Source organism: Streptomyces sp. NPDC005141 (assembly GCF_053599975.1).
In genome coordinates this window covers 152,324-173,002 of record NZ_JBSFYW010000006.1, presented here as the reverse complement: position 1 = coordinate 173,002, position 20,679 = coordinate 152,324, and the positions used below count along the sequence as shown (strand labels likewise).

The window sequence follows — 20,679 nt, the reverse complement described above, 5'->3', positions numbered from 1 at the left end:
GTCAGCTCCTTACGAGGGTGGACGCGGCGGGAGCCGGGACACGTTCGGCGAGCGGCAGGACGGGCGGGATCGCCTCGGGAGGTTCGCCCAGCAGCACCCTGCGGACGACCCGCTCGGCGGCCCTGCCGTCGTCGAACTGGCAGAAGCGCTCGCGGAACCGGGCCCGCAGGTCCGTCGCGGCCGGGCCGGCGTACGAACCGTCCGTGAAGAGGGCGGACAGCTCGCCCGGGGTGCGCGCCACCCGGCCCGGCGGCTCCTCCATCACGTCGAAGTAGACGCCCCGCGTCTCCCGGTAGACCTCCCAGTCGTCCGCGTACACGACGATCGGGCGGTCGAGGTTGGCGTAGTCGAACATGATCGACGAGTAGTCCGTGATCAGCGCGTCGGCGGCCAGGCACACGTCCTCGGAGGACCGGTGTCCGGTCACGTCGATGATCCGGCCGCCGCTCCGCCCGCGGCCCTCGTCGTAGAAGTAGTGGGCGCGCAGCAGGACGACGAACTGATCGCCGATCTCCTCGCAGAAGGCCTCCAGGTCGAGCCGTGCCTCGAAGCCGGTGCTGTAGTCGCGGTGCGTGGGCGCGTACAGCAGCGCCGTCTTGCCCGCGGGCACCCCGAGCCGCTCGCGGACCCGGGCCACGTCCGCGGCGGTCGCCGTGCAGAAGACGTCGTTGCGCGGATAGCCGTACTCCAGGGCCTCGTAGCTGCCGGGGAACGCCCGCTCCCACATCTGGGTGGAGTGCCGGTTGGAGGAGAGGTTGTAGTCCCAGCGGTCCACCCGGGACAGCAGCTTGGTGAAGCTGCCGGACGCGGCGGCCACCACCGGATACGTCGACTGGTCGACGCCCATCTTCTTCAGCGGCGTCCCGTGCTGGGTCTGGACGTGCACGCTGCCGGGACGTTTGACCACCCCGTCCGCGAAGTTGGCGTTGTTGACGAGGTACTTGGCGCGGGCCAGCACCTCCCAGGCGCGCCGGCTGCCGATCACCGCGTGCTCGACATCCTCCGGCAGCGCCGCCACCGCCTCCGGCTCGACCAGGAACACCGAGCGGATGTGCGGGGCGAGTTCGCGCGCCTTGGCGTGGATCGCGGCCGGGTTGCAGGCATAGCCGCGGCCCCAGTACGCGCAGTACACCGCGAGGTTCTCGTCGAGGGGGCGGCGCAGCTGGGCGGCGTAGAGCGCGCGGGTGCGCAGCATTCTCGGGCGCGGTACCCGCCGGACCACCCCTGCGGCGGCCCGGTTCGCGCCGCGCAGCGCACGGAACGCGCTGTAGGCGCCGGCCGCGAGCAGCCGGTGCTGCACCCCGAGACTGCCCGCCGGCACCCGGAACCCGGCCGGGCGGTGGCGCCGGTAGAGCTTGCCCGCCCGGCGGAAGAAGGCGCGACGGCGGCGCGCGGGCACCCGGGTGGGATGGGCCGCCGTCTTCAGGACCAGGGTGAAGAGCCGGCCGAACAGCGCCTTCGACCGGGCCGCGGGCACGGTCCGTTCCGACACCCGGACGAGGACCCGTTCGACCTGGTCGAGGAGTTCGAGGTGATGCTCGCCCGGCGCGTTGAGCCGGCTGCCCTGGCGGCGCAGGTGGTGCCGTACGCAGACCGTGCGCAGCAGGGCAGACCGCTCGGCCGCCACCGTCACCAGGCCGCCCCAGCCCGCATCCGTGAAATGCCCCTCGGGGAAGGTGAGCCCGTGCTCGGTCAGGAAGCCGCGGCGGTACGCGGCGCTCCACGCCGGAACGTGCGCGCCTAGGACCTCCGGGGCCTTGTCGAGCGGAGGCGTGCTCGTCTCGCCCTCCCACCAGTGCACCCGCTGATGCCCGAAGTAGAGGACGTCCACGTCGGCCGGGAGTCCCGCGTCCAGGGTGCCCAGCGCGCCCGGCGTCAGGTCGTCGTCGCCGTCGAGGAAGAGCAGATACTCGCCGGTCGCCGCCGCGATCCCGGCGTTGCGTGCCCCGCTCAGCCCGCCCGACGGCGGCGAATGGACCGGGGCCACCCGGGGGTCCCGCGCGGCGTACGCGGCGGCGACCGCCGCGGCCGGGGAGTCCGGCGCGTCGCAGACCGGGATCAGCTCGAAGCCGCCGAAGGACTGGGTCAGGACCGAGTCCAGCGCGCGGGCCAGGTGCCCGGCGACTCCGAAGGTGGGCACGATGACGCTGAAGCGGGGCATTCTGCTCTTTCTCTCAAGAGGCGCCGAACGGGCGATTCATCGCCCGGGGCGCCCGGTCGGCCGCCAGGTGGTGGGCCGGGTGGGCGTGGGCCGCGACGGGCTGGAGGGCACGCGGACTCCGGTTCAGAAGGTCTCGGTCAGGGGAACGGCACCACCCGGAGCCGGAACGGTCGTGCGCGGTGCGGCGGCCGGCGCCCGCTCCGGCGGGGCGGAGCCGACGGCGCGGGGGAGGGCCGCCGCGGCCGACGGGACCGGGTGGCGCTCGGCGAACGGGACGAACGGCGGCAGACCGGCCGTCTCGCCCAGCACCACACGCCGTACGACGCGCTCGGCGGCGCGGCCGTCGTCGTACGGACAGAACCGCTCACGGAACGCGGCCCGCAGCTGCGACGAGCGCGAGCCGCGCCAGTGACCGGTGGCGAAGATGTCGATCAGCTCGTCCTCGCTGCGCGCCACCGCGCCCGGCGGGAAGGCGCGCAGGTCGAAGTAGGTGCCGCGGGCCGCCTGGTACGCCTCCCAGTCGTCCGCGTGGACCACGATCGGCCGGTCCAGGACCGCGTAGTCGAACATCAGGGACGAGTAGTCGGTGACCAGCGCGTCCGAGGCGAGGCACAGCGACTCGATGCTCGGATGGCCGGACACGTCGATGACCCGGCCGCCCGCGGTGTCCGCGAGCGGCGCCCCGTACGTGTGGTGGGCGCGGGTCAGCACCACGAAGCGCGGGCCCAGCCGGCGCAGCACGCGGTCCAGGTCCAGGGTGCGGTGCCGGCTGCTCCGGTAGTCCCGGTAGGTCGGGGCGTACAGCACGGCGATCGCGCCCGCGGGGATGCCGAGCGTCTCGCGCAGCCGGGCCACGTCGGCCGAAGCCGCCTGCTGGAACACGTCGTTGCGCGGCATCCCGTACTCCAGCGTCGTGTACGAGGAGGGGAAGGCGCGCTCCCAGACCAGCGTGGAATGGCGGTTGGCGGACAGGCAGTAGTCCCACTTGTCGGTGTCGCGCAGCAACTCGTCGAAGTCGGTGCCGCGCGCGGCGGCCGGGCGGTCCTGGACGTCGAGGCCCATGCGCTTGAGCGGCGTCCCGTGCTGCGTCTGGATCACGATCTGGCCGGGCCGCTTGACCAGCCGCCGGTCGAAGTTGACGTTGTTCACCAGGTACTTGGAACGGGCGAGCTCCGTCCAGTACCCGGCCGTGCCGGGCCGCACCCGGCGCGTCGCGGCCGGGATGGTGTGGTGGTGCTCGAGATGCGCGATCCACGCCGTGCGGACATGCGGCGCGAAGGTGCGGAACGCCGACTCCAGAGCCCCCGGATTGCATCCGTGGCCCCGGCCCCAGTAGCTGGAGAAGACGGCCCGGTCGGCGCGCAGCGGGAGCCGGAGCTGCACGCGGTAGTGAAACTGGAGCGCCGCGCCGCGCGCCCCGCGCAGCAGCCCGGCGGTCAGCCGCACGACTCTCTTCCGGGTCCGCGACAGGAAGGAGAGCAGGCGGTACGTGCGATGCGCGCCGAACCTGACCAGCGCGTGCCGCAGTCGGGCACCGCCGCCGGCCGGTGTGCCGCCCGGGACGCGGTAACGGCGGTAGTGCCCACGGGCCTTGCGCAGGAACTCGGCGCGCGCCCCGCGCGGCAGCCGGCCCCGCTTCACGAACACCGTGGAGAGGTGGTCGACCATGCGCCTGAACAGCACCGGGCGCCACCGGTCCAGCTCCGGGTGCGCGTCGACATGCGCGAAGACGCGGTCGTACTGCTCGAAGACGTCGAAGTGCTTCCGGCTGCTGGTGCCGAGGATGCTGCCGTGCCGCCGCTGGCGGTAGTGGACGCAGACCCGGTCGAGGGTGGCGATCGTCTCGGCGGACATCAGCGCCGGATAGGTCCAGGGCGTGTCCTCGTAGTACCCGGGCGGGAAGGCGAGGCCCGCGCGCTCCACGAACTCCCGGCGGTACGCCTTGTTCCACACCACCATCAGCAGCCGGAGCAGTCCGGGCCGCTCCTCGAGCCGGAACGGCGCGGGGCCCTCCTCGGTCAGCTGCGCCGCGCCCTGGTTCCGTACGACCTCGCCCGACCAGTACGTACGCGCGTAGTCGTAGACCAGGACGTCCGGTTCCTCGGTCTCCTTCAGCCGGTCGGCGATCGCGTGCAGCGCGTCCGGAGTGAGACTGTCGTCGCCGTCCAGGAAGATCAGGTAGTCACCGGTGGCGCGTTCGAGACCGGCGTTGCGCGCGCGGCCGAGTCCCACGTTCTCCGGAAGGTGCACGGGGAACACGCGGGCGTCGCGCGCCGCGAACTCGTCGATGACCGCCCCGCAGGCGTCGGGCGAACAGTCGTCGACCGCGATGAGTTCGAGGTCCGGGTACGACTGGCCGAGCACGGATTCGAGGCACTCGTGCAGGTACGCCTGAACCTTGTACGCGGGGACGATGACACTGAACCTGGGCAAGGCACATCCATGGGTCGGCGCGGGCATACCTGCCCGGGAACGGCCGAAGGGGTGACTTGGTTACGCCAGATGTGGCATACGGGGGATCTCCGGTGAACACCGAGGGGCCGCCCGGTGTCCGAACGGCCCCTCAAATTCTGCTGGAATCGGCTTATTTGACCGCGCCCGCCATCACCCCGGACACGAACTGCCTCTGGAACGCGAAGAACACGGCCAGCGGGATCACCATCGAGATGAAGGCGCCCGGCGCCAGCACGTCGATGTTGTTGCCGAACTGGCGTACCTGCGTCTGGAGCGCGACCGTGATGGGCTGGCTCCCCGAGTCGGAGAACACCAGCGCGACCAGCATGTCGTTCCACACCCACAGGAACTGGAAGATGCCCAGCGAGGCGATCGCGGGCCCGCCGAGCGGCATCACGACCCGTACGAACAGGCGCAGTTCACCCGCGCCGTCCAGCCGGGCCGCCTCCAGGAGCTCCCTCGGGATCTCCGCGAAGAAGTTCCGCAGCAGGAACACCGCGAAGGGCAGGCCGTATCCGACGTGGAAGAGGACCACGCCGGTGACCGACCCGAAGACGCCGATCTTCCCGAAGAGTTCGGCGATCGGGATCAGCGCCACCTGCACCGGTACGACCAGCAGCCCGACCACACCGAGGAACCACCAGTCCCGGCCCGGGAACTCCATCCAGGCGAAGGCGTAGCCCGCGAGCGAGCCGATGACGACGACCAGGAGGGTCGCCGGCACGGTGATCAGCACCGTGTTGACCAGCGAGTCGGTGATGTCGCCGTTCTCCAGGAGCTTCTGGTAGCTGTCCACCGTGAGCTGCGAGGGCTCGCTGAGGACCTTCCACCAGCCGCTCGCGCTCATGTCCTCCGGCGTGCGCAGCGAGGACAGCAGCAGCCCGATCGTCGGCACCAGCCAGAACAGGCCGACGAGCAGCAGGAAGACGCGGACGATGCCGCCGCTGACACCGCTCGCGAGCCGCGAACCGAGCGAGGGCCTGGCCCGGTTCACCGCCGTGGCGGGTGCCGTCTCCGTCAGACGTCCGGCATGCGTGGTCATCGCCGCACCTCCCGCCTGAGCCTGCGTACATTGAAGAGCATCACCGGGATCACGAGCAGGAGCAGGAACACCGCGATGGCGCTCGCGACGCCCGGCCGGCCCTCCGAGAAGCCCTTGCGGTACAGCTCCAGGGCCAGCACGTCGGCGTCGTCCTGGGAGGAGCCCGGCGCGATGATGAAGACCAGGTCGAAGACCTTCAGCACGTTGATCATCAGGGTCACGGCGACCACCGCGAGGACCGGTGCGAGCAGCGGCACCGTGACCCTGCGGAACACCTGCCACTCGTTCGCCCCGTCGACCCGGGCCGCCTCGAGGAGTTCGCGCGGCACACCTGCCAGACCCGCCGCGATCAGCACCATCGCGAAGCCGGCCCACATCCAGATGTACGAGCCGATGATCGCGGGGGTGACCAGGGACGGGCCGAGCCAGTCGAGACCGTTGTAGGGCTCCTTGAAGTTGCTCGCCGGGAGCCGCAGCCGGGCCCCGTCAGCCTTGTCCGAGAGCGTGAACGTGCCGTCGTCGCCGACCTTCGTCGAGTCGACGACCCTGCCGTCCCTGACCGCCTCGATCCGCATCCCGGAGTAGCCCAGCTCGCTCGGGTCGACCTGGCCGAGTCTCCCCACGCCCTTGCCGCGGGTGAAGTCCTGCCAGGCCGTGCCGGTGACCTTGCCGGGCTCGGACTCGGCCTGAACGGCCTTCCTGGCGCTGTCCGGCATCCGGTCCGGGGCGACGCCGACGAGCGGGACGGTGACGGACTGCCCGGTGTGCACGGCCCCCCGGGTGATGAACCCGCCCTTCTCGGCCTCCAGGGGCGACTGCCGGCCCGGGTGGGCCTTCGGGAACGCCGACGAGGAGGCGAAGGTGTCGTGCACCCCCACCCACACCGCGTTCGCGACGCCCTTGTCCGGGTCCTGGTCGTACACCAGCCGGAAGATGATGCCCGCCGCGAGCATCGAGATCGCCATCGGCATGAAGACGACCAGCTTGAACGCCGTTCCCCAGCGCACCCGTTCGGTGAGCACCGCGAAGACCAGACCCAGCGCGGTCGCGACCGTCGGGGCGAACACCACCCAGATGACGTTGTTCTTCAGCGCCGTGCGGATGCCGTCGTCGGTGAACAGCTCCTTGTAGTTGTCGAGTCCGGCGAACCCGTCGCCCGACTGGTCGTAGAGGCTGCGGACGACCGAGTACCCGATCGGGTAGACCACGAGCGCGCCGAGCAGCACCAGGGCGGGCAGCAGGAAGAGCGCCACCACGGTCCTGCGGGTACCGGTCACGCTCTTGCGCGTACGGGCCGGAGGCACCGGTGCGGTGCCTCCGGCCGTTGCCGACGTCATCGCCGGATCAGCCCTTGTAAGCCGCTGCGGCGTCCGACTCGAGCTTCGCCTGCGTCCCCGCCACGTCCTTCGGGTTCTTCAGGAAGTCCTGGAGGTCCTTCCACTCGCCCTTGCCGGGCGTTCCGCCGAAGGCCTGCGGGGCCTGGTCGGACATGTCGAAGCGGAAGTCGTCGCCGGCCGCGATCAGCGCCTTGGCCATGGACCGCTGAACGGCGTTCGGATAGGCGGACTCGGACACGCTCTTGTTGGGTGAGAGGTAGCCGCCGAGCTTCGCCCAGATCGTCGCAGCGTCGGGCGAGGCGAGGAAGGTCAGCAGCGCCTGGCCCGCCTCGGACTCCTTGAGCAGGACGGCCGCGTCGCCGCCGCTCACGACGGGCGCCTTGTCACCCACGGCCGGGAACGGGAACACCTTCGCGTCCGTTCCGATCTTCGCCTTGGTCTCCGCGATGTTGACGCCCACGAAGTCGCCCTCGAAGACCATGCCCGCCTTGGGCTGGTCGCCGCCGGTGAACGTCTGCGTCACGGACGCCGGGAACTCCGTCTGGAGCGCGCCGTCCGGGCCGCCCGCGATGTAGTTCTTGTTGCCCCACACCTGGGCGAGCGTGGTCAGCGCGTCCTTCACGGACGGATCCGTCCACTTGATCTTGTGCTGGGCGAGCTGGTCGTACTTCTCCGGTCCCGCCTGGGAGAGATAGATGTTCTCGAACCAGTCGGTGAGCGTCCAGCCGTCGGCGCCGCCGACCGAGACGGGGGTGACGCCGGAGTCGTAGATCGTCTGCGCGGCGGTCAGGAAGTCCTTCCAGGTCTTGGGTTCCTTGGCCCCCGCGTTCTCGAAGACCTTGGTGTTGTACCAGACCAGCGACTTGTTGGCGGCCTTGAAGTAGACGGCGTACTGCTTGCCGCCGACCTTGCCGAGGTCCTGCCAGCCCCGCGCGTAGTTCTTCGTCAACTGCGCCTGCGCGTCCGCGCCGACGGGTTTGGCCCACTTCTTCTCGACGGCCTGCTGGATCGCGCCGACCTGCGGGAGCAGCGCGACGTCCGGCGGCGCACCGCCCGCGATCTTCGAACCGAGGAAGTTGATGATCGGGTCCTGCGCCGGTACGAAGGTGACCTTCGCGCCCGTGCGCTTCTCGAACTCCGCCAGCACCTTCTTGAAGTTGGCCTGTTCGGCCCCTGTCCACACGGCGGCGACTTCCAGAGTGGCGCCGTCGAGCTTGGGGAGGGTGACGGAGCCCGTGCCGGTGCCGCTGCTCTCCGTGCCCTTGCCGTTGTCGTTTCCCTTGTCCTTGTCACCGTCGCCGCCGCACGCGGTGAGCGTGAGAGCGCCTGCGACGACGGCGGCCGCGACGGCCTGCGCGGCCCTGCGCGAGCGGTGCGTGGAGTGATCGGGCGACCTGCGTATACGAGGATTGCTGCGCATCACTGCCCCGTTCTTCGTTCTTCGTCGAACGTCCGAGCGGTTGTCCCGTGCGCTCTGGTCTACGCCTGGTCACTCGGGGGCGGCAAGACCGCCGGTGCTGTCAAGTGAGCGATCGTGATTGGGTCGTGACGTGGGGTCACGGATGGTGAGCGGCACCGAAGGGGTGATCCGGGCGCTGTGCCGGGGCCGCGCCCGGTGCCGGCCTCCGCCCGGTGCCGGCCTCCGTACGGTGCCGGCCTCCGTATGGCGCCGGCCTCCGTATGGCGCCGGGCCTCCGTATGGCGCCGGGCCTCCCGACGGTGCAGGGCTGCGCACTGTGTCAGGCGTCCGTAGGGTGCCGGGGCTGGGCGCTCTGGTGGCCCCGGCGCGGTGTCGCCCCGGGGCCGAACGCGCCGCGCGGGCTACAGCAGGGACGGCACCTCGGTCGCGGAGACGGAACGCGCGGCACGCTCCAGGGCGCTGGCGAGCAGGGCCAGGTCCGTGGGGCCGTTGCCCAGCTCGCGGACCGGGCGGCGGGCCGGCGGGTCGCCCATGCGCTGCCACTCCAGCGGGACGACCGTGGGGCGGAGCGTGGCCGTGCGGGGGATGCGTCCCGTGACCCGGCCGCCCTGGAAGGGCGTCTCCCGGCCGTCCGGGCGGAGCAGCCGGCCCCGCCCGGGAGCGGGTTCCTCCGGTCCGGGCGACGGTGCGTCGAGGGTGACGCGCAACGCGGCGGAACGTGCCAGTTCCGACCCCGCCGTACGGCCGCCGGCCCCGGACGACGCCACGAGATGCACCCCGAGCCGGTCGCCCTCCCGGGCAACGGCCTCCAGCGCCCGTACCACCGAACCGGCAGCGGGACGCCCCGGGGAACCCAACGGTGGTGCCAGCAAGGCGTCCAGGTCGTCGACGACCACGACAAGGCGGGCCAGCGGCGGCCCCGGCTCGATCCGCTGCCGCGCGGCGGCCGGCCGCAGCCGCATGGTCGAACTGGGCGACGAGTCGAGGTCCGATGCACCCAGGGACGAGGTCCCGCTCGACGAGGTGCCGGCCGAGCGCTGCGACACGATCCGGCCGGACACCGCCCGCCCGGCGTGCCACTCCGCGAAGCCGAGCCGGCCCAGCAGTTCGGACCGCCGCTTCAGCTCGGCGCTCAGGGACTGGGCGAACTCCCGCATCCGCACGGGGTCGTTGGCCGTCAGGTGCGTGGTGACATGCGGCAGGTCCGTGCAGACCTGAAGCCCTTCCCCGCCGTTCCCCGTGCCATGGCCTCCCGTGCCGTCGCGTCCGTCCAGCAGGACGATCCCGAGCCGGTCGGGCCGTTCGGCGGCTGCTAGGGACGCGGCCACCGAGCGCAGCAGTTCCGTACGGCCGCTGCCCGGCGGGCCTTCGATCAGCAGGTGGGGGCCCTCGACGGGCAGGTCGACGGCGACGGGTCCGCGCGGGCCCGCGCCGAGGACGGCCCGGGCCCGTCCGCCGAGCGCCTCGGTGTCGTCCGCGGCGTCCGCCCAACGCGCCATCAGGGACGCGGGGGTGGCCCGCGCCAGCCCCAACTCGTCGAGCAGGCGCGCCATGTGAGGCAGGGGCGCGGACACGCGAGCGTGCCGGTCCGTCTGCGCCCCGTCCGTCCGCAGCGGCGCGAGGGCGCGGGCGAACCGCTCGGCCCAGGCGACCGACACGGCGTCCACGGCGGCGACGGTGCCATGCCCCACGGGGCCGCGCGGCAGCTGTCCGGCGGCACCGGAGGCGCGGCCCGCACGCGGAGCGGCGGCGTGAGCGGTCCCGGCGCCGGGACGGGGAATGCCCGTGTGGGTGGATCCGTCGTGCCGGGAACCGGAGTGCGACGTCCCCGGGCGCGCGTGCCCGGCCGGACCCGCTCCGGTGCGGTCGGAGCCACCGCGGGACCCGGCGTGCGGCGCCGCATCCGGGGCGGGCTCGCCGGTCCCGCCCGGTGCCACCCGCATCAACCGCAGCGCCGTGGCCACGTCCCCGCTGAGCAGTGCCACCGCCCCGCACTCGCGGAACGCCGGCGAGGCCCGGCACGCGGCTTCGTAGGTGTCCATCACCGGCGACGCGGGCGACGCCGCCGCGGTCTCGGCGAGACACACCAGATGGATTCCGGCCCGCGAGCCCTCGTGCGCGAGGCGCACCACGGCCTCCCGTACGTCGGCGCCCCCGGGGTCCCCGTCCACGACGACCACTGTGTACGGACCGTCGTAGCCGTCGTCCTTGTCCTCGGCCCGGGCCCAGGAGGGCCGCCGCGGCGCGCCCCGTGGACCGTCGTCGCCGACGCGCTCGCCGTCCTCGTGCGTTCCCGACCGGGCGGTCGGAACAGTCGCTCCGGCGCCTGTGGACCGTGGGCCCCGGCCGCCCGGTGCGCCCTCCGCCTCCGCCAGGTGGTCCTCCAGGCGGCGCAGGAGTTCGTCGGTACGCGCCGCCGCCTGTTCACGGTCGTACGCGAGGAGGAGACGGCAGTCCTGGCCGTGGGCGGGGCGCAGATGGGGGAGCCAGCCGAGCCAGGACCACTCGGCGCCGCGCTCCTGCACCGTGCGGGCGCGGTCCGTGCTGATGAGGACGATTTCCAGGGTGTCGGGGGAGTGGAGCGCGGCGAGCTGCGCGACGACCGCGCGGGCCAGCCCCGCGAGACGCGCGCGCGGTCCGGCCAGGCCCAGGGAGCCGACCTCCCGCAGTCCGGCGGTCACCGGCACCGCCGGGAGCAGGCCCGAGCCGTCCGGTGCCGCCCGGTCGGCCGTGCCCAGACGCACCGTCAGCGCCTCGGGGTGTCCGGAGCCCCGCTCCCACAGCCGGGGACCCGGTCCCAGCGCGGTGAGCAGCAGGGTCGCAGGGTCGGGCCAGCTCTCGGGCGACCGCCGCAGGGAGGGAAGGGACTCCTCCACCGCGACGGTTCCGTCGTCGTACGTCTCCCGATCGGTCCCCGCCGGTTCTCCGCGGCCGCCGGTCAGCCGCCGGGCCCACGCGCCGATACCGCCCCGCCTGCGCACCCCCGGCGGGATGTCCGTGCCCCGCGTCGGTGTGCCTTTGCGCGCACCCGGGACGCCCGGTCCGTCGTAGCCGGACGCGTCGGCGGTCCCGGTGCCGAAGGTCCCCGCGGCCTCCGTCCCGGCCCGTCCGCCGGAAGTTCCCGCGGGTCCACCCGGGCGACCCGCCTCGCGCGGGGAGGCGCCGGGGGCGGAACCGCCGCCCTCCGCCGCTCCGCCGCGCGGCCTGCTCTCGATCCGGGGTGCCCCGCCCTGCTCCGGCACGGCCGGGGGCACCGCCCGTCCGTGTTCCAGCGCCCCGGGGACGCCGCCACCGGAGGCCCCCCACTCCGCGGTCCCGTACGCGTGATGCGTCTCGCCCAGGGGAGGGAGGGCGCCCCTCTGCGTGAGGGAGGCGCTCTCCCCGCGCGCGTGGGGCACGGCCGCGTGCGGGTGAGGAGTGTCCGGTGAGGAAGTCTGCGAAAACGAGGAGCCCGGCGCGCCCGGCTCGTCGGCGGATCCGTCCCGCGGGACGTCCGCAGCGGGGCCGCCCGCCGCCGCGGGGGCCGCGCCCGGCCGGGCGGTGCTGCCCGCGCCCGCCCGGTCGCCGGCCCCGGCGACTCCGAAGGCGCCGTCCTCGGACACCCCGGCCTGCACCCGTACATGACCTTCGCCGTCCGGTGCCGTGCGCACAGCGCCCGGGCCTCCCGGTGGCGCGAGCCGCAGGGCGGACTCGCCGACGCGCAGCAGCGCGCCCTCGGTGAGGCGGACCGGGCGGCTGCCCACGCGGGAGCCGTCGAGTGTCGTGCCGTTCGTGGAGCCGATGTCGGCGACCGAGACGCGGCCCTCGGGGGTGACGGTGACCGCGCAGTGCAGGCGGGACACGTCGGGGTCGTCCAGGGGCACGTCGGCGTCCGCGGAGCGGCCGATGTGGATCTGGCCGCCGTGCAGCAGGTGGACGCCGCCGGCGTCGGGGCCCGCGACCACGTGCAGTTGGGCGGAGACGTCGTCCAGGTCGGGACCCGGCTCGGCGGGTGCGCCGAGGCACAGCACGGCGCCGTCGGTCAGGGGCGGCTCGCCGAGGGTGCAGCGCTGGACGTCGAGTCTTTCCGCGCCCGCGTAGAGCACGATCTGGCCCCCGCCGGGCTCACGGCCACGCTCGCCCTGGGAAGTGCCCCCGCTCCCCCCGACCGCCGCGGCCAGCCCCGACGCGACCGCGGCCAGCGCCGTCCCGGCGGGCGCGGTGACCAGCACATCGCAGGCCGTGGCTCGCCCCCGCGGCTCCGAGAGCGGGCCCAGCGGGTCTACGACGGTCAGCCGGATCTGCATCGCCGTCAGGGGTCCCTTCCGCGCAGGTGTCCGCGACGAGGACGAGGCTGCGCTGCGGTCCCCCACCGCAGATCTCCCCCACCGCACACGGGCACGTCGGCCAGTACTGGAGGCATCCTCGCACCTGCCACCGACAACACGCCCGCCCCCCACCCGTAAGTGATCTTGATTGGTCGGCTCTGCCCGTAAAAGTGCCTGACCAGTGCGCGCCCGGTGTCCGCTTGAGATCGGTCACGCCCGGCCCGCGGCAACCAAGTGACCGGACTGAGCGTCTTTCCGTCGAACATGAGCGAGCGTCTTTCGGGCGCCTTCCCGTCGAACAGGTACGGGAACGCGTACGTAAGCGCTTATGCGGACCACAGGCGTGCATGGGACCTATGGGGAAGCACACGAGGACGACAGCCCGGTGCCGCGTACGGCGGCACTACAGTGGGGCGGAACACCTGTATCACGGTGATCACGGTGGACGGACCAGGCAAGCAAGCAACAGGGAGCGCATGACGTGCGGCCGGTAGGGAGCAAGTACCTCCTTGAGGAGCCGCTGGGGCGCGGCGCCACAGGCACGGTCTGGCGAGCCCGCCAGCGGGAGACCGCGGGCGCCGAGGCGGCCGTCGCCGGGCAGCCCGGCGAGACCGTGGCGATCAAGGTCCTGAAGGAAGAGCTCGCGAGCGACGCGGACATCGTGATGCGGTTCCTGCGGGAGCGGTCGGTGCTGCTGCGCCTGACCCACCCGAACATCGTGCGCGTACGCGACCTCGTCGTCGAAGGCGATCTCCTCGCCCTGGTCATGGACCTGATCGACGGGCCCGACCTGCACCGCTATCTGCGCGAGAACGGGCCGTTCTCGCCCGTCGCCGCTTCCCTCCTGACCGCTCAGGTCGCCGACGCGCTCGCCGCCAGCCACGCCGACGGCGTCGTGCACCGCGACCTGAAGCCCGCGAACGTCCTGCTCAAGCAGGACGGCGGCGCCATGCACCCGATGCTGACCGACTTCGGCATCGCCCGGCTCGCCGACTCCCCGGGCCTGACCCGCACCCACGAATTCGTCGGCACGCCCGCGTACGTCGCCCCGGAGTCCGCCGAGGGGCGTCCGCAGACGTCCGCCGTCGACATCTACGGCGCCGGCATCCTGATGTACGAGCTGGTCACCGGGCGCCCGCCGTTCGCCGGCGGCTCCGCCCTCGAGGTGCTGCACCAGCACCTGAGCGCCGAACCGCGCCGCCCCTCGACCGTCCCCGACCCGCTGTGGACCGTCATAGAGCGCTGCCTGCGCAAGAACCCGGACGAGCGGCCCAGCGCCGAGAACCTCGCGCGCGCACTGCGCGCCGTCGCCGCGGGCGTCGGGGTGCACGCGAACGCCGCGCAGATCGCCGCGGCCGAGGGTGTGGGCGCCCTGCTCGCACCCGACCCGGCCCCGGCACCCGTCCCGGGCATGCCCGGCGCGGCCGACCCCACGCAGGTGCTGCCGCAGGGCGCGGGCTCCTACGACCCGTACGGCGCGACCAGCGTGCTGCCGCACACCTCCGGCGACGCCGACCGCACCTCCGTGCTGCCGACCCGCGGCGCGGCCGACCCGACCGCCGTGATGCCGCCGGTGCCCCCGCACCAGCCGGGCGGACAGCCCGGTCAGGGCGAGGACCCGCACCCCTGGCAGAACCAGATGCGCGCGGCCCGCGACCGCAACGAACAGACGCAGGTCCAGTACCTCGACCCGAACGAGGACCCGCTGCGCCGCCGCCCCCAGCGGCAGGTGGCGCGCCCGCAGCAGCAGCCTCAGCAGCAGCGCCCGCAGCAGCAGCCCCAGCAGCAGCGTCCCCAGCGGGGCCAGCAGCCGCCGCCCGGATACGGATACCCGCAGCAGCAGCAACAGCAGTACGCGCCGCAGCACCAGCAGCCGCAGCGTTACGCCCCCGCGCCCCAGCAGCAGCCCCAGCCGCAGCGGTACGCGCCGGAGCCCCAGCGGCCCCAGCAGCCCGCGCCGCGCGAGCCCCGTCAGCGCGGCGCCAACCCCATGAAGATCCCGGGACTCGGCTGCCTCAAGGGCTGCCTGTTCACGATCGTCATCCTGTTCGTCGCCGGCTGGCTGGTCTGGGAATTCAGTCCCCTCCAGGACTGGATCGGCTCCACCAGGAGTTTCTGGGGCCAGCTGACCCACTGGTACGACGAGGTCAGCGGCTGGATCGGCGATCTCGGCGGAAGCACTCCCTCGGGCAACTGACTCTGGGGATTTGTCGATATCCGACGGGTGATTTCGGTCTCGGGAGTGAAGGTTGGCTCCTCGGGCGCGTACTTTAAGCGGCAACACGCGTCTGTAGGAGCAGTCTTGGCACGCAAGATCGGCAGCCGGTACACCGCGAACCAGATCCTGGGGCGGGGGAGCGCGGGCACGGTGTGGCTGGGCGAGGGACCCGAGGGGCCCGTCGCCATCAAGCTGCTGCGCGAGGACCTCGCGTCCGACCAGGAGCTCGTGGGGCGCTTCGTGCAGGAGCGCACCGCACTGCTCGGTCTCGACCATCCCCACGTGGTGGCGGTGCGCGACCTGGTGGTGGACGGCAACGACCTCGCCCTCGTCATGGATCTCGTCCGGGGCACCGACCTGCGCACCCGGCTCGACCGGGAGCGGCGGCTCGCCCCCGAGGCCGCGGTGGCGATCGTCGCCGACGTCGCGGACGGACTCGCGGCCGCGCACGCAGCCGGGGTCGTCCACCGCGACGTGAAGCCCGAGAACGTCCTGCTCGACATGCAGGGCCCGCTCGGCCCCGGCGGCTCCCACCCGGCCCTCCTGACCGACTTCGGTGTGGCCAAGCTCATCGACTCGCCGCGCCGGACCCGGGCCACGAAGATCATCGGCACGCCGGACTACCTGGCGCCCGAGATCATCGAGGGCCTGCCGCCGCGGGCCGCCGTCGACATCTACGCGCTGGCGACCGTGCTCTACGAGCTGCTCGCCGGGTTCACGCCCTTCGGGGGCGGACACCCCGGCGCGGTCCTGCGCCGCCATGTCACGGAGACCGTGGTCCCGCTCCCCGGCATCCCGGACGAGCTGTGGCAGCTGATCGTGCAGTGCCTGGCCAAGGCGCCCGCTTCGCGGCTGCGGGCCTCGGAGCTGGGCGCACGGCTGCGGGAGCAGATGCCGCTGCTGGCAGGAATGCCCCCGCTGGACGTGGACTCGCCGGACGCGGAGTCCGAGGACGAGGACGAGGAGTACGAGGAGACCGCGGAGCCGGCCGAGCCCGCCGCCCGGGTGCGGCGCGGCGCCGTACCCCTCGTGCCGGGGGCCGCGCCCGACTCGAACCGGGACACGCACACCTCGATGCGGGTGCCCGCGCCGGACGAGCTGGCCGGCGGGGCCCGGGGCACGGCCCGGGCGCCCCGCGCCGCGGGCGCGCCCCGTCCGGGATCCGCCCGGCACCGCGCCTCCGCCCGGCGGCGGCGGATCACCCTGGGGACGGCGGCGGTCGCCCTCGTCGCCGCGGTGGGTGTCGGCACCTGGCTCGCCACCTCCGGCGACGACGCCGACGCGACCCCCCAGGACACGAAGAACTCGGCCCCGGCCTCCCCGTGACCCCCCGGGCGCGGGAGGGGCGGGGCCCCAGGGGGGCGACGGGCGAGCCCCGGTTGTCGTAGCCGTTACGCTGGAGGCGTGGCAGTCGTCGATGTTTCCGAAGAGCTCAAGTCCCTCTCCTCGACCATGGAGTCGATCGAGGCCGTCCTGGACCTCGACAAGCTGCGGGCAGATGTCGCCGTGCTCGAGGAGCAGGCGGCCGCGCCGTCCCTGTGGGACGACCCGGAAGAGGCACAGAAGATCACCAGCAAGCTGAGCCACCTCCAGGCGGAGGTCAGGAAGGCCGAGGCGCTCCGCGGGCGTATCGACGATCTGAGCGTGCTCTTCCAGATGGCCGAGGAGGAGAACGACCCGGACACCCGCGCCGAGGCCGAGACCGAGCTCACGGCCGTCAAGAAGGCGCTGGACGAGATGGAGGTCCGCACCCTCCTGTCCGGTGAGTACGACTCCCGCGAGGCCGTCGTCACCATCCGTGCCGAGGCCGGAGGCGTCGACGCCTCCGACTTCGCCGAGAAGCTCCAGCGCATGTACCTGCGCTGGGCGGAGCGTCACGGTTACAAGACGGAGCTCTACGAGACCTCGTACGCGGAAGAGGCGGGCATCAAGTCCACCACCTTCGCCGTCCACGTCCCGTACGCCTACGGCACGCTCTCCGTGGAACAGGGCACGCACCGGCTGGTGCGCATCTCGCCCTTCGACAACCAGGGGCGTCGCCAGACCTCCTTCGCCGGTGTCGAGATCCTGCCCGTCGTCGAGCAGACCGACCACATCGAGATCGACGAGTCGGAGCTGCGGATCGACGTGTACCGGTCGTCCGGTCCCGGCGGCCAGGGCGTCAACACCACGGACTCCGCGGTCCGTCTGACCCACCTCGCCACCGGCATCGTCGTCTCCTGCCAGAACGAGCGGTCGCAGATCCAGAACAAGGCCTCGGCCATGAACGTTCTGCAGGCCAAGCTCCTCGAGCGGCGCCGGCAGGAGGAGCAGGCCGTGATGGACGCCCTGAAGGGCGACGGCGGCAACTCCTGGGGAAACCAGATGCGTTCGTACGTCCTGCACCCGTACCAGATGGTCAAGGACCTGCGCACCGAGTTCGAAGTAGGCAACCCCGAGGCCGTGTTCGGCGGCGAGATCGACGGCTTCCTCGAGGCCGGAATTCGCTGGCGCAAGCAGCAGGAGAAGTAGACGCGCGAGAGGCGCGGTACGGGCGGACGGTCTCCGTCCCGCTGAAAACCTCTTTGTCGACAAGGCAACTGCCGTCCATCGGACGGCAGTTGCCTTTGTTGTGGGGGTTGTCTGGGTTATACGTCACAGTCACATGTCCGCACGGCAGGCAAACGATGGTGTTCCGGACATCGCGTACGCAACGACCTTGACGATGCTTTGAAAACTGGGAAGGGTGACGCGTGGCATGCGTAATCACCGGGGCGCATGTGAACCGGGGGGCCGAACGAAGCCGCCTGTGACGCCGTGGCCCCGGGCGCTGCTCCATTGACGATCAGCTACTGGGGGTAGCAGGCAGATGACCAAGAAGACGCGGATCCGCGTGGCGCGGATAGCCGCCGGTGTGGTGATTGCCGCCGGTGCTTCGCTGACCGCGGCGGGTGCCGCCTCGGCGCTCGACCTCGACGCCGGCCTCAGCGCGACCACCGCCGACGACCCGACCCCGACGCCCACCGAGACGGGCATCCCGACCGAGCCCACGGAGGAGCCGACCGAGCCCACCGAGGAGCCCACGGAGCCCACCGAGGAGCCCACCGAGCCCACCGAGGAGCCCACGGAGCCGACCGAGGAGCCGACTCAGCCCACCGAGGAGCCCACCGAGCCGACCGACGAGCCCACCTCCGGCAGCAGCTCCGCGCCCGCCGAGGGCGGCACGGGTGGCAGCGGGAACAACGCCGACCCCGACGGTGGATCCTCCACCCAGGAAGAGGGCTCCTCGGCCCTCACCGACACGGGCTCGGACACCACGCCCCAGGGCAGCAACGACGGTGAGCTGGCCGAGACGGGTGCGGGTCAGACCACGTTCCTGCTCCTCGGTGCCGCCACGATGATCGCCGGTGGTATCGGCTTCCGCCTGCTGCCGCGCCTCGCCGGCGGCCGCGGCGGTGCCGCCGCCTGACGCACACGCGTATGACGAAGGGCCCGGAGCAGCTCGCTCCGGGCCCTTCTCGTGTCAGGGGCGGTTCGGCGCGGCGGCGCCGTCCGTGGGGCTCTCACACCGTCTGGTGGGCCACCAGCGCCAGTGCCGCGATCAGTACCGCGAGCAGGGCGATCAGTGCCATGGGGTTCATTCCCGCGAAGGGGCTCTCCTGCTGGAGCCGCTCCCGGTTCGCGCGGCACACGCGGCAGCGGCCCTCGCTGACCGGCGACGCGCAATTAGCGCATACCAATCGGTCGTACGTCATGCGCTGGCCCTCCTTGCGCCGTCTCCGCGTACGCACCGTTCTCGCGTACGCGTCGCTCTCTTAACGCTGCGGGGAACGCAACCGTTCCCCTACCACTGTGCCAGGTTCCGCGGATTTCGGCGCGGCTCGCCTTATCCTGCCCCTCCCGGAGCCCCGCCAGCCGCTCGGATCCGGGGCGAAACGCATCTCAGATCCGTGACAAAAAGTGCAAGCCTCGCGCAACCCCGTACGCCGACTGCGCTCGCACACCCGGTTCGCGTATGGTCACGCACACCTACCCCCGGCGACCCGTGGTGCATCCGTGATCCGATTCGACAACGTCTCCAAGGTCTACCCCAAGCAGACCCGCCCCGCTCTCAGGGATGTCTCCCTGGAGGTCGAGCGCGGAGAATTCGTGTTCCTCGTGGGGTCCTCCGGCTCCGGAAAGTCCACCTTTCTGCGGCTGATCCTCCGCGAGGAGCGGACCAGCCACGGTCAGGTGCACGTCCTGGGCAAGGACCTCGCGCGCCTCTCCAACTGGAAGGTGCCGCAGATGCGCCGCCAGCTGGGGACCGTGTTCCAGGACTTCCGTCTCCTGCCCAACAAGACGGTCGCCGAGAACGTGGCCTTCGCCCAGGAGGTCATCGGCAAGTCCCGCGGCGAGATCCGCAAGTCCGTGCCCCAGGTGCTCGACCTCGTCGGCCTCGGCGGCAAGGAGGACCGGAGACCCGGCGAGCTGTCCGGTGGTGAGCAGCAGCGTGTGGCCATCGCGAGAGCCTTCGTGAACCGGCCCAAGCTCCTCATCGCCGACGAGCCGACCGGAAACCTCGACCCGCAGACCTCCGTCGGCATCATGAAACTGCTCGACCGGATCAACCGGACGGGCACGACGGTCCTGATGGCGACGCACGACCAGAACATCGTGGACCAGATGCGCAAGCGCGTCATCGAGCTGGAGCAGGGCCGTCTCGTCCGCGACCAGGCACGCGGCGTCTACGGCTACCAGCACTGATCATCGTCCACGGAAAGGTCTGAGGAAGACGCCATGCGCGCGCAGTTCGTTCTGTCGGAGATCGGTGTAGGTCTCCGCCGCAACCTGACCATGACCTTCGCGGTCGTCGTCTCGGTCGCCCTCTCGCTCGCCCTGTTCGGCGGCTCGCTCCTGATGAGCGACCAGGTGAACACCATGAAGGGCTACTGGTACGACAAGGTCAACGTCTCGATCTTCCTCTGCAACAAGAGCGATGCCGAGTCCGACCCCAACTGCGCCAAGGGCGCGGTGACCAGCGACCAGAAGAAGCAGATCCTCGCCGACCTGGACAAGATGTCCACGGTCGTCCAGAAGGTCGCGTACGAGTCCTCGGACCAGGCGTACAAGCACTACAAGGAGCAGTTCGGCGACTCCCCGCTGGCCAGCTCCCTCACGCCGGACCAGATGCAGGAGTCGTACCGGATCAAGCTGAAGGACCCGGAGAAGTACCAGGTCATCGCGACCGCCTTCGACGGCCGTGCCGGCGTGCAGTCCGTGCAGGACCAGAAGGGCATCCTGGACAACCTCTTCGGGCTCCTCAACGGCATGAACTGGGCCGCGCGCGCGGTGATGGCGATGATGCTCGTCGTCGCGCTGATGCTGATCGTCAACACGGTGCGCGTCTCGGCGTTCAGCCGGCGGCGTGAGACCGGCATCATGCGCCTCGTCGGCGCCTCCGGCTTCTACATCCAGGCACCGTTCATCGCCGAGGCCGCGGTCGCCGGACTCATCGGCGGCGGTGTCGCCTGCGGCTTCCTGCTGATCGCCCGGTACTTCATCATCGACCACGGGCTGGCCCTGTCCGAGAAGCTGAACCTGATCAACTTCATCGGCTGGGACGCCGTGTTGACCAAGCTCCCGCTCATCCTCGCGACAAGTCTGCTGATGCCCGCGCTGGCCGCGTTCTTCGCGTTGCGCAAGTACCTGAAGGTGTGACGCATGCCAATGGGGCCGTACCGCCAACCGGCGGTGCGGCCCTTCGCGTTGTCCTAGACTC

At 72.0% G+C, this 20,679-nt stretch carries 13 protein-coding genes; 6 read left to right on the top strand and 7 right to left on the bottom strand.

Translation table 11 applies throughout. From position 1 onward, the window contains the following. Position 1 precedes the first annotated feature (1 nt). The 6 genes from ACWD68_RS07310 to ACWD68_RS07285 all read right to left on the bottom strand — a co-directional run bounded on the left by ACWD68_RS07310 (position 2) and on the right by ACWD68_RS07285 (position 12,700). Positions 2–2,161, bottom strand: a complete 2,160-nt coding sequence (locus ACWD68_RS07310; RefSeq protein WP_451805491.1) for a CDP-glycerol glycerophosphotransferase family protein — start codon at positions 2,159–2,161, stop codon at positions 2–4. Positions 2,162–2,284: 123 nt separating this feature from the next. Then, positions 2,285–4,594: a bifunctional glycosyltransferase/CDP-glycerol:glycerophosphate glycerophosphotransferase gene (locus ACWD68_RS07305; protein WP_451805490.1), complete on the bottom strand. Its 2,310-nt coding sequence runs from the start codon at positions 4,592–4,594 to the stop codon at positions 2,285–2,287. 151 nt (positions 4,595–4,745) lie between these two features. After that, the gene (locus ACWD68_RS07300) at positions 4,746–5,657 is read right to left on the bottom strand and encodes a carbohydrate ABC transporter permease (protein ID WP_451805489.1); all 912 of its coding nucleotides are present in this window, start codon (positions 5,655–5,657) and stop codon (positions 4,746–4,748) included. Next, positions 5,654–6,994, bottom strand: coding sequence for a carbohydrate ABC transporter permease (locus ACWD68_RS07295; protein ID WP_451805488.1), 1,341 nt, complete (start codon positions 6,992–6,994; stop codon positions 5,654–5,656). Before ACWD68_RS07295 ends, ACWD68_RS07300 begins: the two co-directional genes overlap by 4 nt. Before the next feature lie 7 nt (positions 6,995–7,001). After that, positions 7,002–8,414 carry an ABC transporter substrate-binding protein gene (locus ACWD68_RS07290; protein ID WP_451805487.1) on the bottom strand — a complete coding sequence of 471 codons (1,413 nt, stop codon included), beginning with the start codon at positions 8,412–8,414 and terminating at the stop codon, positions 7,002–7,004. A 401-nt stretch (positions 8,415–8,815) separates the two neighbouring features. After that, positions 8,816–12,700: an FHA domain-containing protein gene (locus ACWD68_RS07285; protein ID WP_451805486.1), complete on the bottom strand. Its 3,885-nt coding sequence runs from the start codon at positions 12,698–12,700 to the stop codon at positions 8,816–8,818. A gap of 502 nt (positions 12,701–13,202) precedes the next feature. On the opposite strand from ACWD68_RS07285, the gene ACWD68_RS07280 reads away from it, so the two are divergent. The 4 genes from ACWD68_RS07280 to ACWD68_RS07265 all read left to right on the top strand — a co-directional run bounded on the left by ACWD68_RS07280 (position 13,203) and on the right by ACWD68_RS07265 (position 18,387). Beyond that, entirely contained in the window at positions 13,203–14,918 is a 1,716-nt protein-coding gene (locus tag ACWD68_RS07280; RefSeq protein ID WP_451805485.1) for a serine/threonine-protein kinase, read from the top strand. A 105-nt stretch (positions 14,919–15,023) separates the two neighbouring features. Beyond that, entirely contained in the window at positions 15,024–16,265 is a 1,242-nt protein-coding gene (locus ACWD68_RS07275; RefSeq protein ID WP_451805484.1) for a serine/threonine-protein kinase, read from the top strand. Positions 16,266–16,343: 78 nt separating this feature from the next. Continuing rightward, entirely contained in the window at positions 16,344–17,450 is a 1,107-nt protein-coding gene (prfB, locus tag ACWD68_RS07270; protein WP_451805483.1) for a peptide chain release factor 2, read from the top strand. A gap of 337 nt (positions 17,451–17,787) precedes the next feature. Next, positions 17,788–18,387 (top strand): hypothetical protein, encoded by a 600-nt coding sequence (locus tag ACWD68_RS07265; protein WP_451805482.1) that lies wholly within the window; start codon positions 17,788–17,790, stop codon positions 18,385–18,387. A gap of 94 nt (positions 18,388–18,481) precedes the next feature. Here the strand turns inward: ACWD68_RS07265 and ACWD68_RS07260 are convergent, their stop codons facing one another. Next, positions 18,482–18,673, bottom strand: a complete 192-nt coding sequence (locus ACWD68_RS07260) for a hypothetical protein (protein WP_266759365.1) — start codon at positions 18,671–18,673, stop codon at positions 18,482–18,484. 301 nt (positions 18,674–18,974) lie between these two features. Between ACWD68_RS07260 and ftsE the strand changes: the two genes are divergently transcribed. Continuing rightward, positions 18,975–19,664 carry a cell division ATP-binding protein FtsE gene (gene ftsE, locus ACWD68_RS07255; RefSeq protein WP_451805481.1) on the top strand — a complete coding sequence of 230 codons (690 nt, stop codon included), beginning with the start codon at positions 18,975–18,977 and terminating at the stop codon, positions 19,662–19,664. Positions 19,665–19,697: 33 nt separating this feature from the next. Beyond that, positions 19,698–20,618: a permease-like cell division protein FtsX gene (gene ftsX, locus ACWD68_RS07250; RefSeq protein WP_266759361.1), complete on the top strand. Its 921-nt coding sequence runs from the start codon at positions 19,698–19,700 to the stop codon at positions 20,616–20,618. Positions 20,619–20,679: the final 61 nt, after the last annotated feature.

Bases quoted from the DNA above. Each gene is read 5' to 3' on its own strand.
- ACWD68_RS07285 (WP_451805486.1), bottom strand. From the start codon at position 12,700: ATGCAGATCCGGCTGACCGTCGTAGACCCGCTGGGCCCGCTCTCGGAG.
- ACWD68_RS07300 (WP_451805489.1), bottom strand. From the start codon at position 5,657: ATGACCACGCATGCCGGACGTCTGACGGAGACGGCACCCGCCACGGCG.
- ACWD68_RS07290 (WP_451805487.1), bottom strand. From the start codon at position 8,414: ATGCGCAGCAATCCTCGTATACGCAGGTCGCCCGATCACTCCACGCAC.
- ACWD68_RS07260 (WP_266759365.1), bottom strand. From the start codon at position 18,673: ATGACGTACGACCGATTGGTATGCGCTAATTGCGCGTCGCCGGTCAGC.
- ftsX (WP_266759361.1), top strand. From the start codon at position 19,698: ATGCGCGCGCAGTTCGTTCTGTCGGAGATCGGTGTAGGTCTCCGCCGC.
- ACWD68_RS07295 (WP_451805488.1), bottom strand. From the start codon at position 6,994: ATGACGTCGGCAACGGCCGGAGGCACCGCACCGGTGCCTCCGGCCCGT.
- ACWD68_RS07265 (WP_451805482.1), top strand. From the start codon at position 17,788: ATGACCAAGAAGACGCGGATCCGCGTGGCGCGGATAGCCGCCGGTGTG.
- ACWD68_RS07310 (WP_451805491.1), bottom strand. From the start codon at position 2,161: ATGCCCCGCTTCAGCGTCATCGTGCCCACCTTCGGAGTCGCCGGGCAC.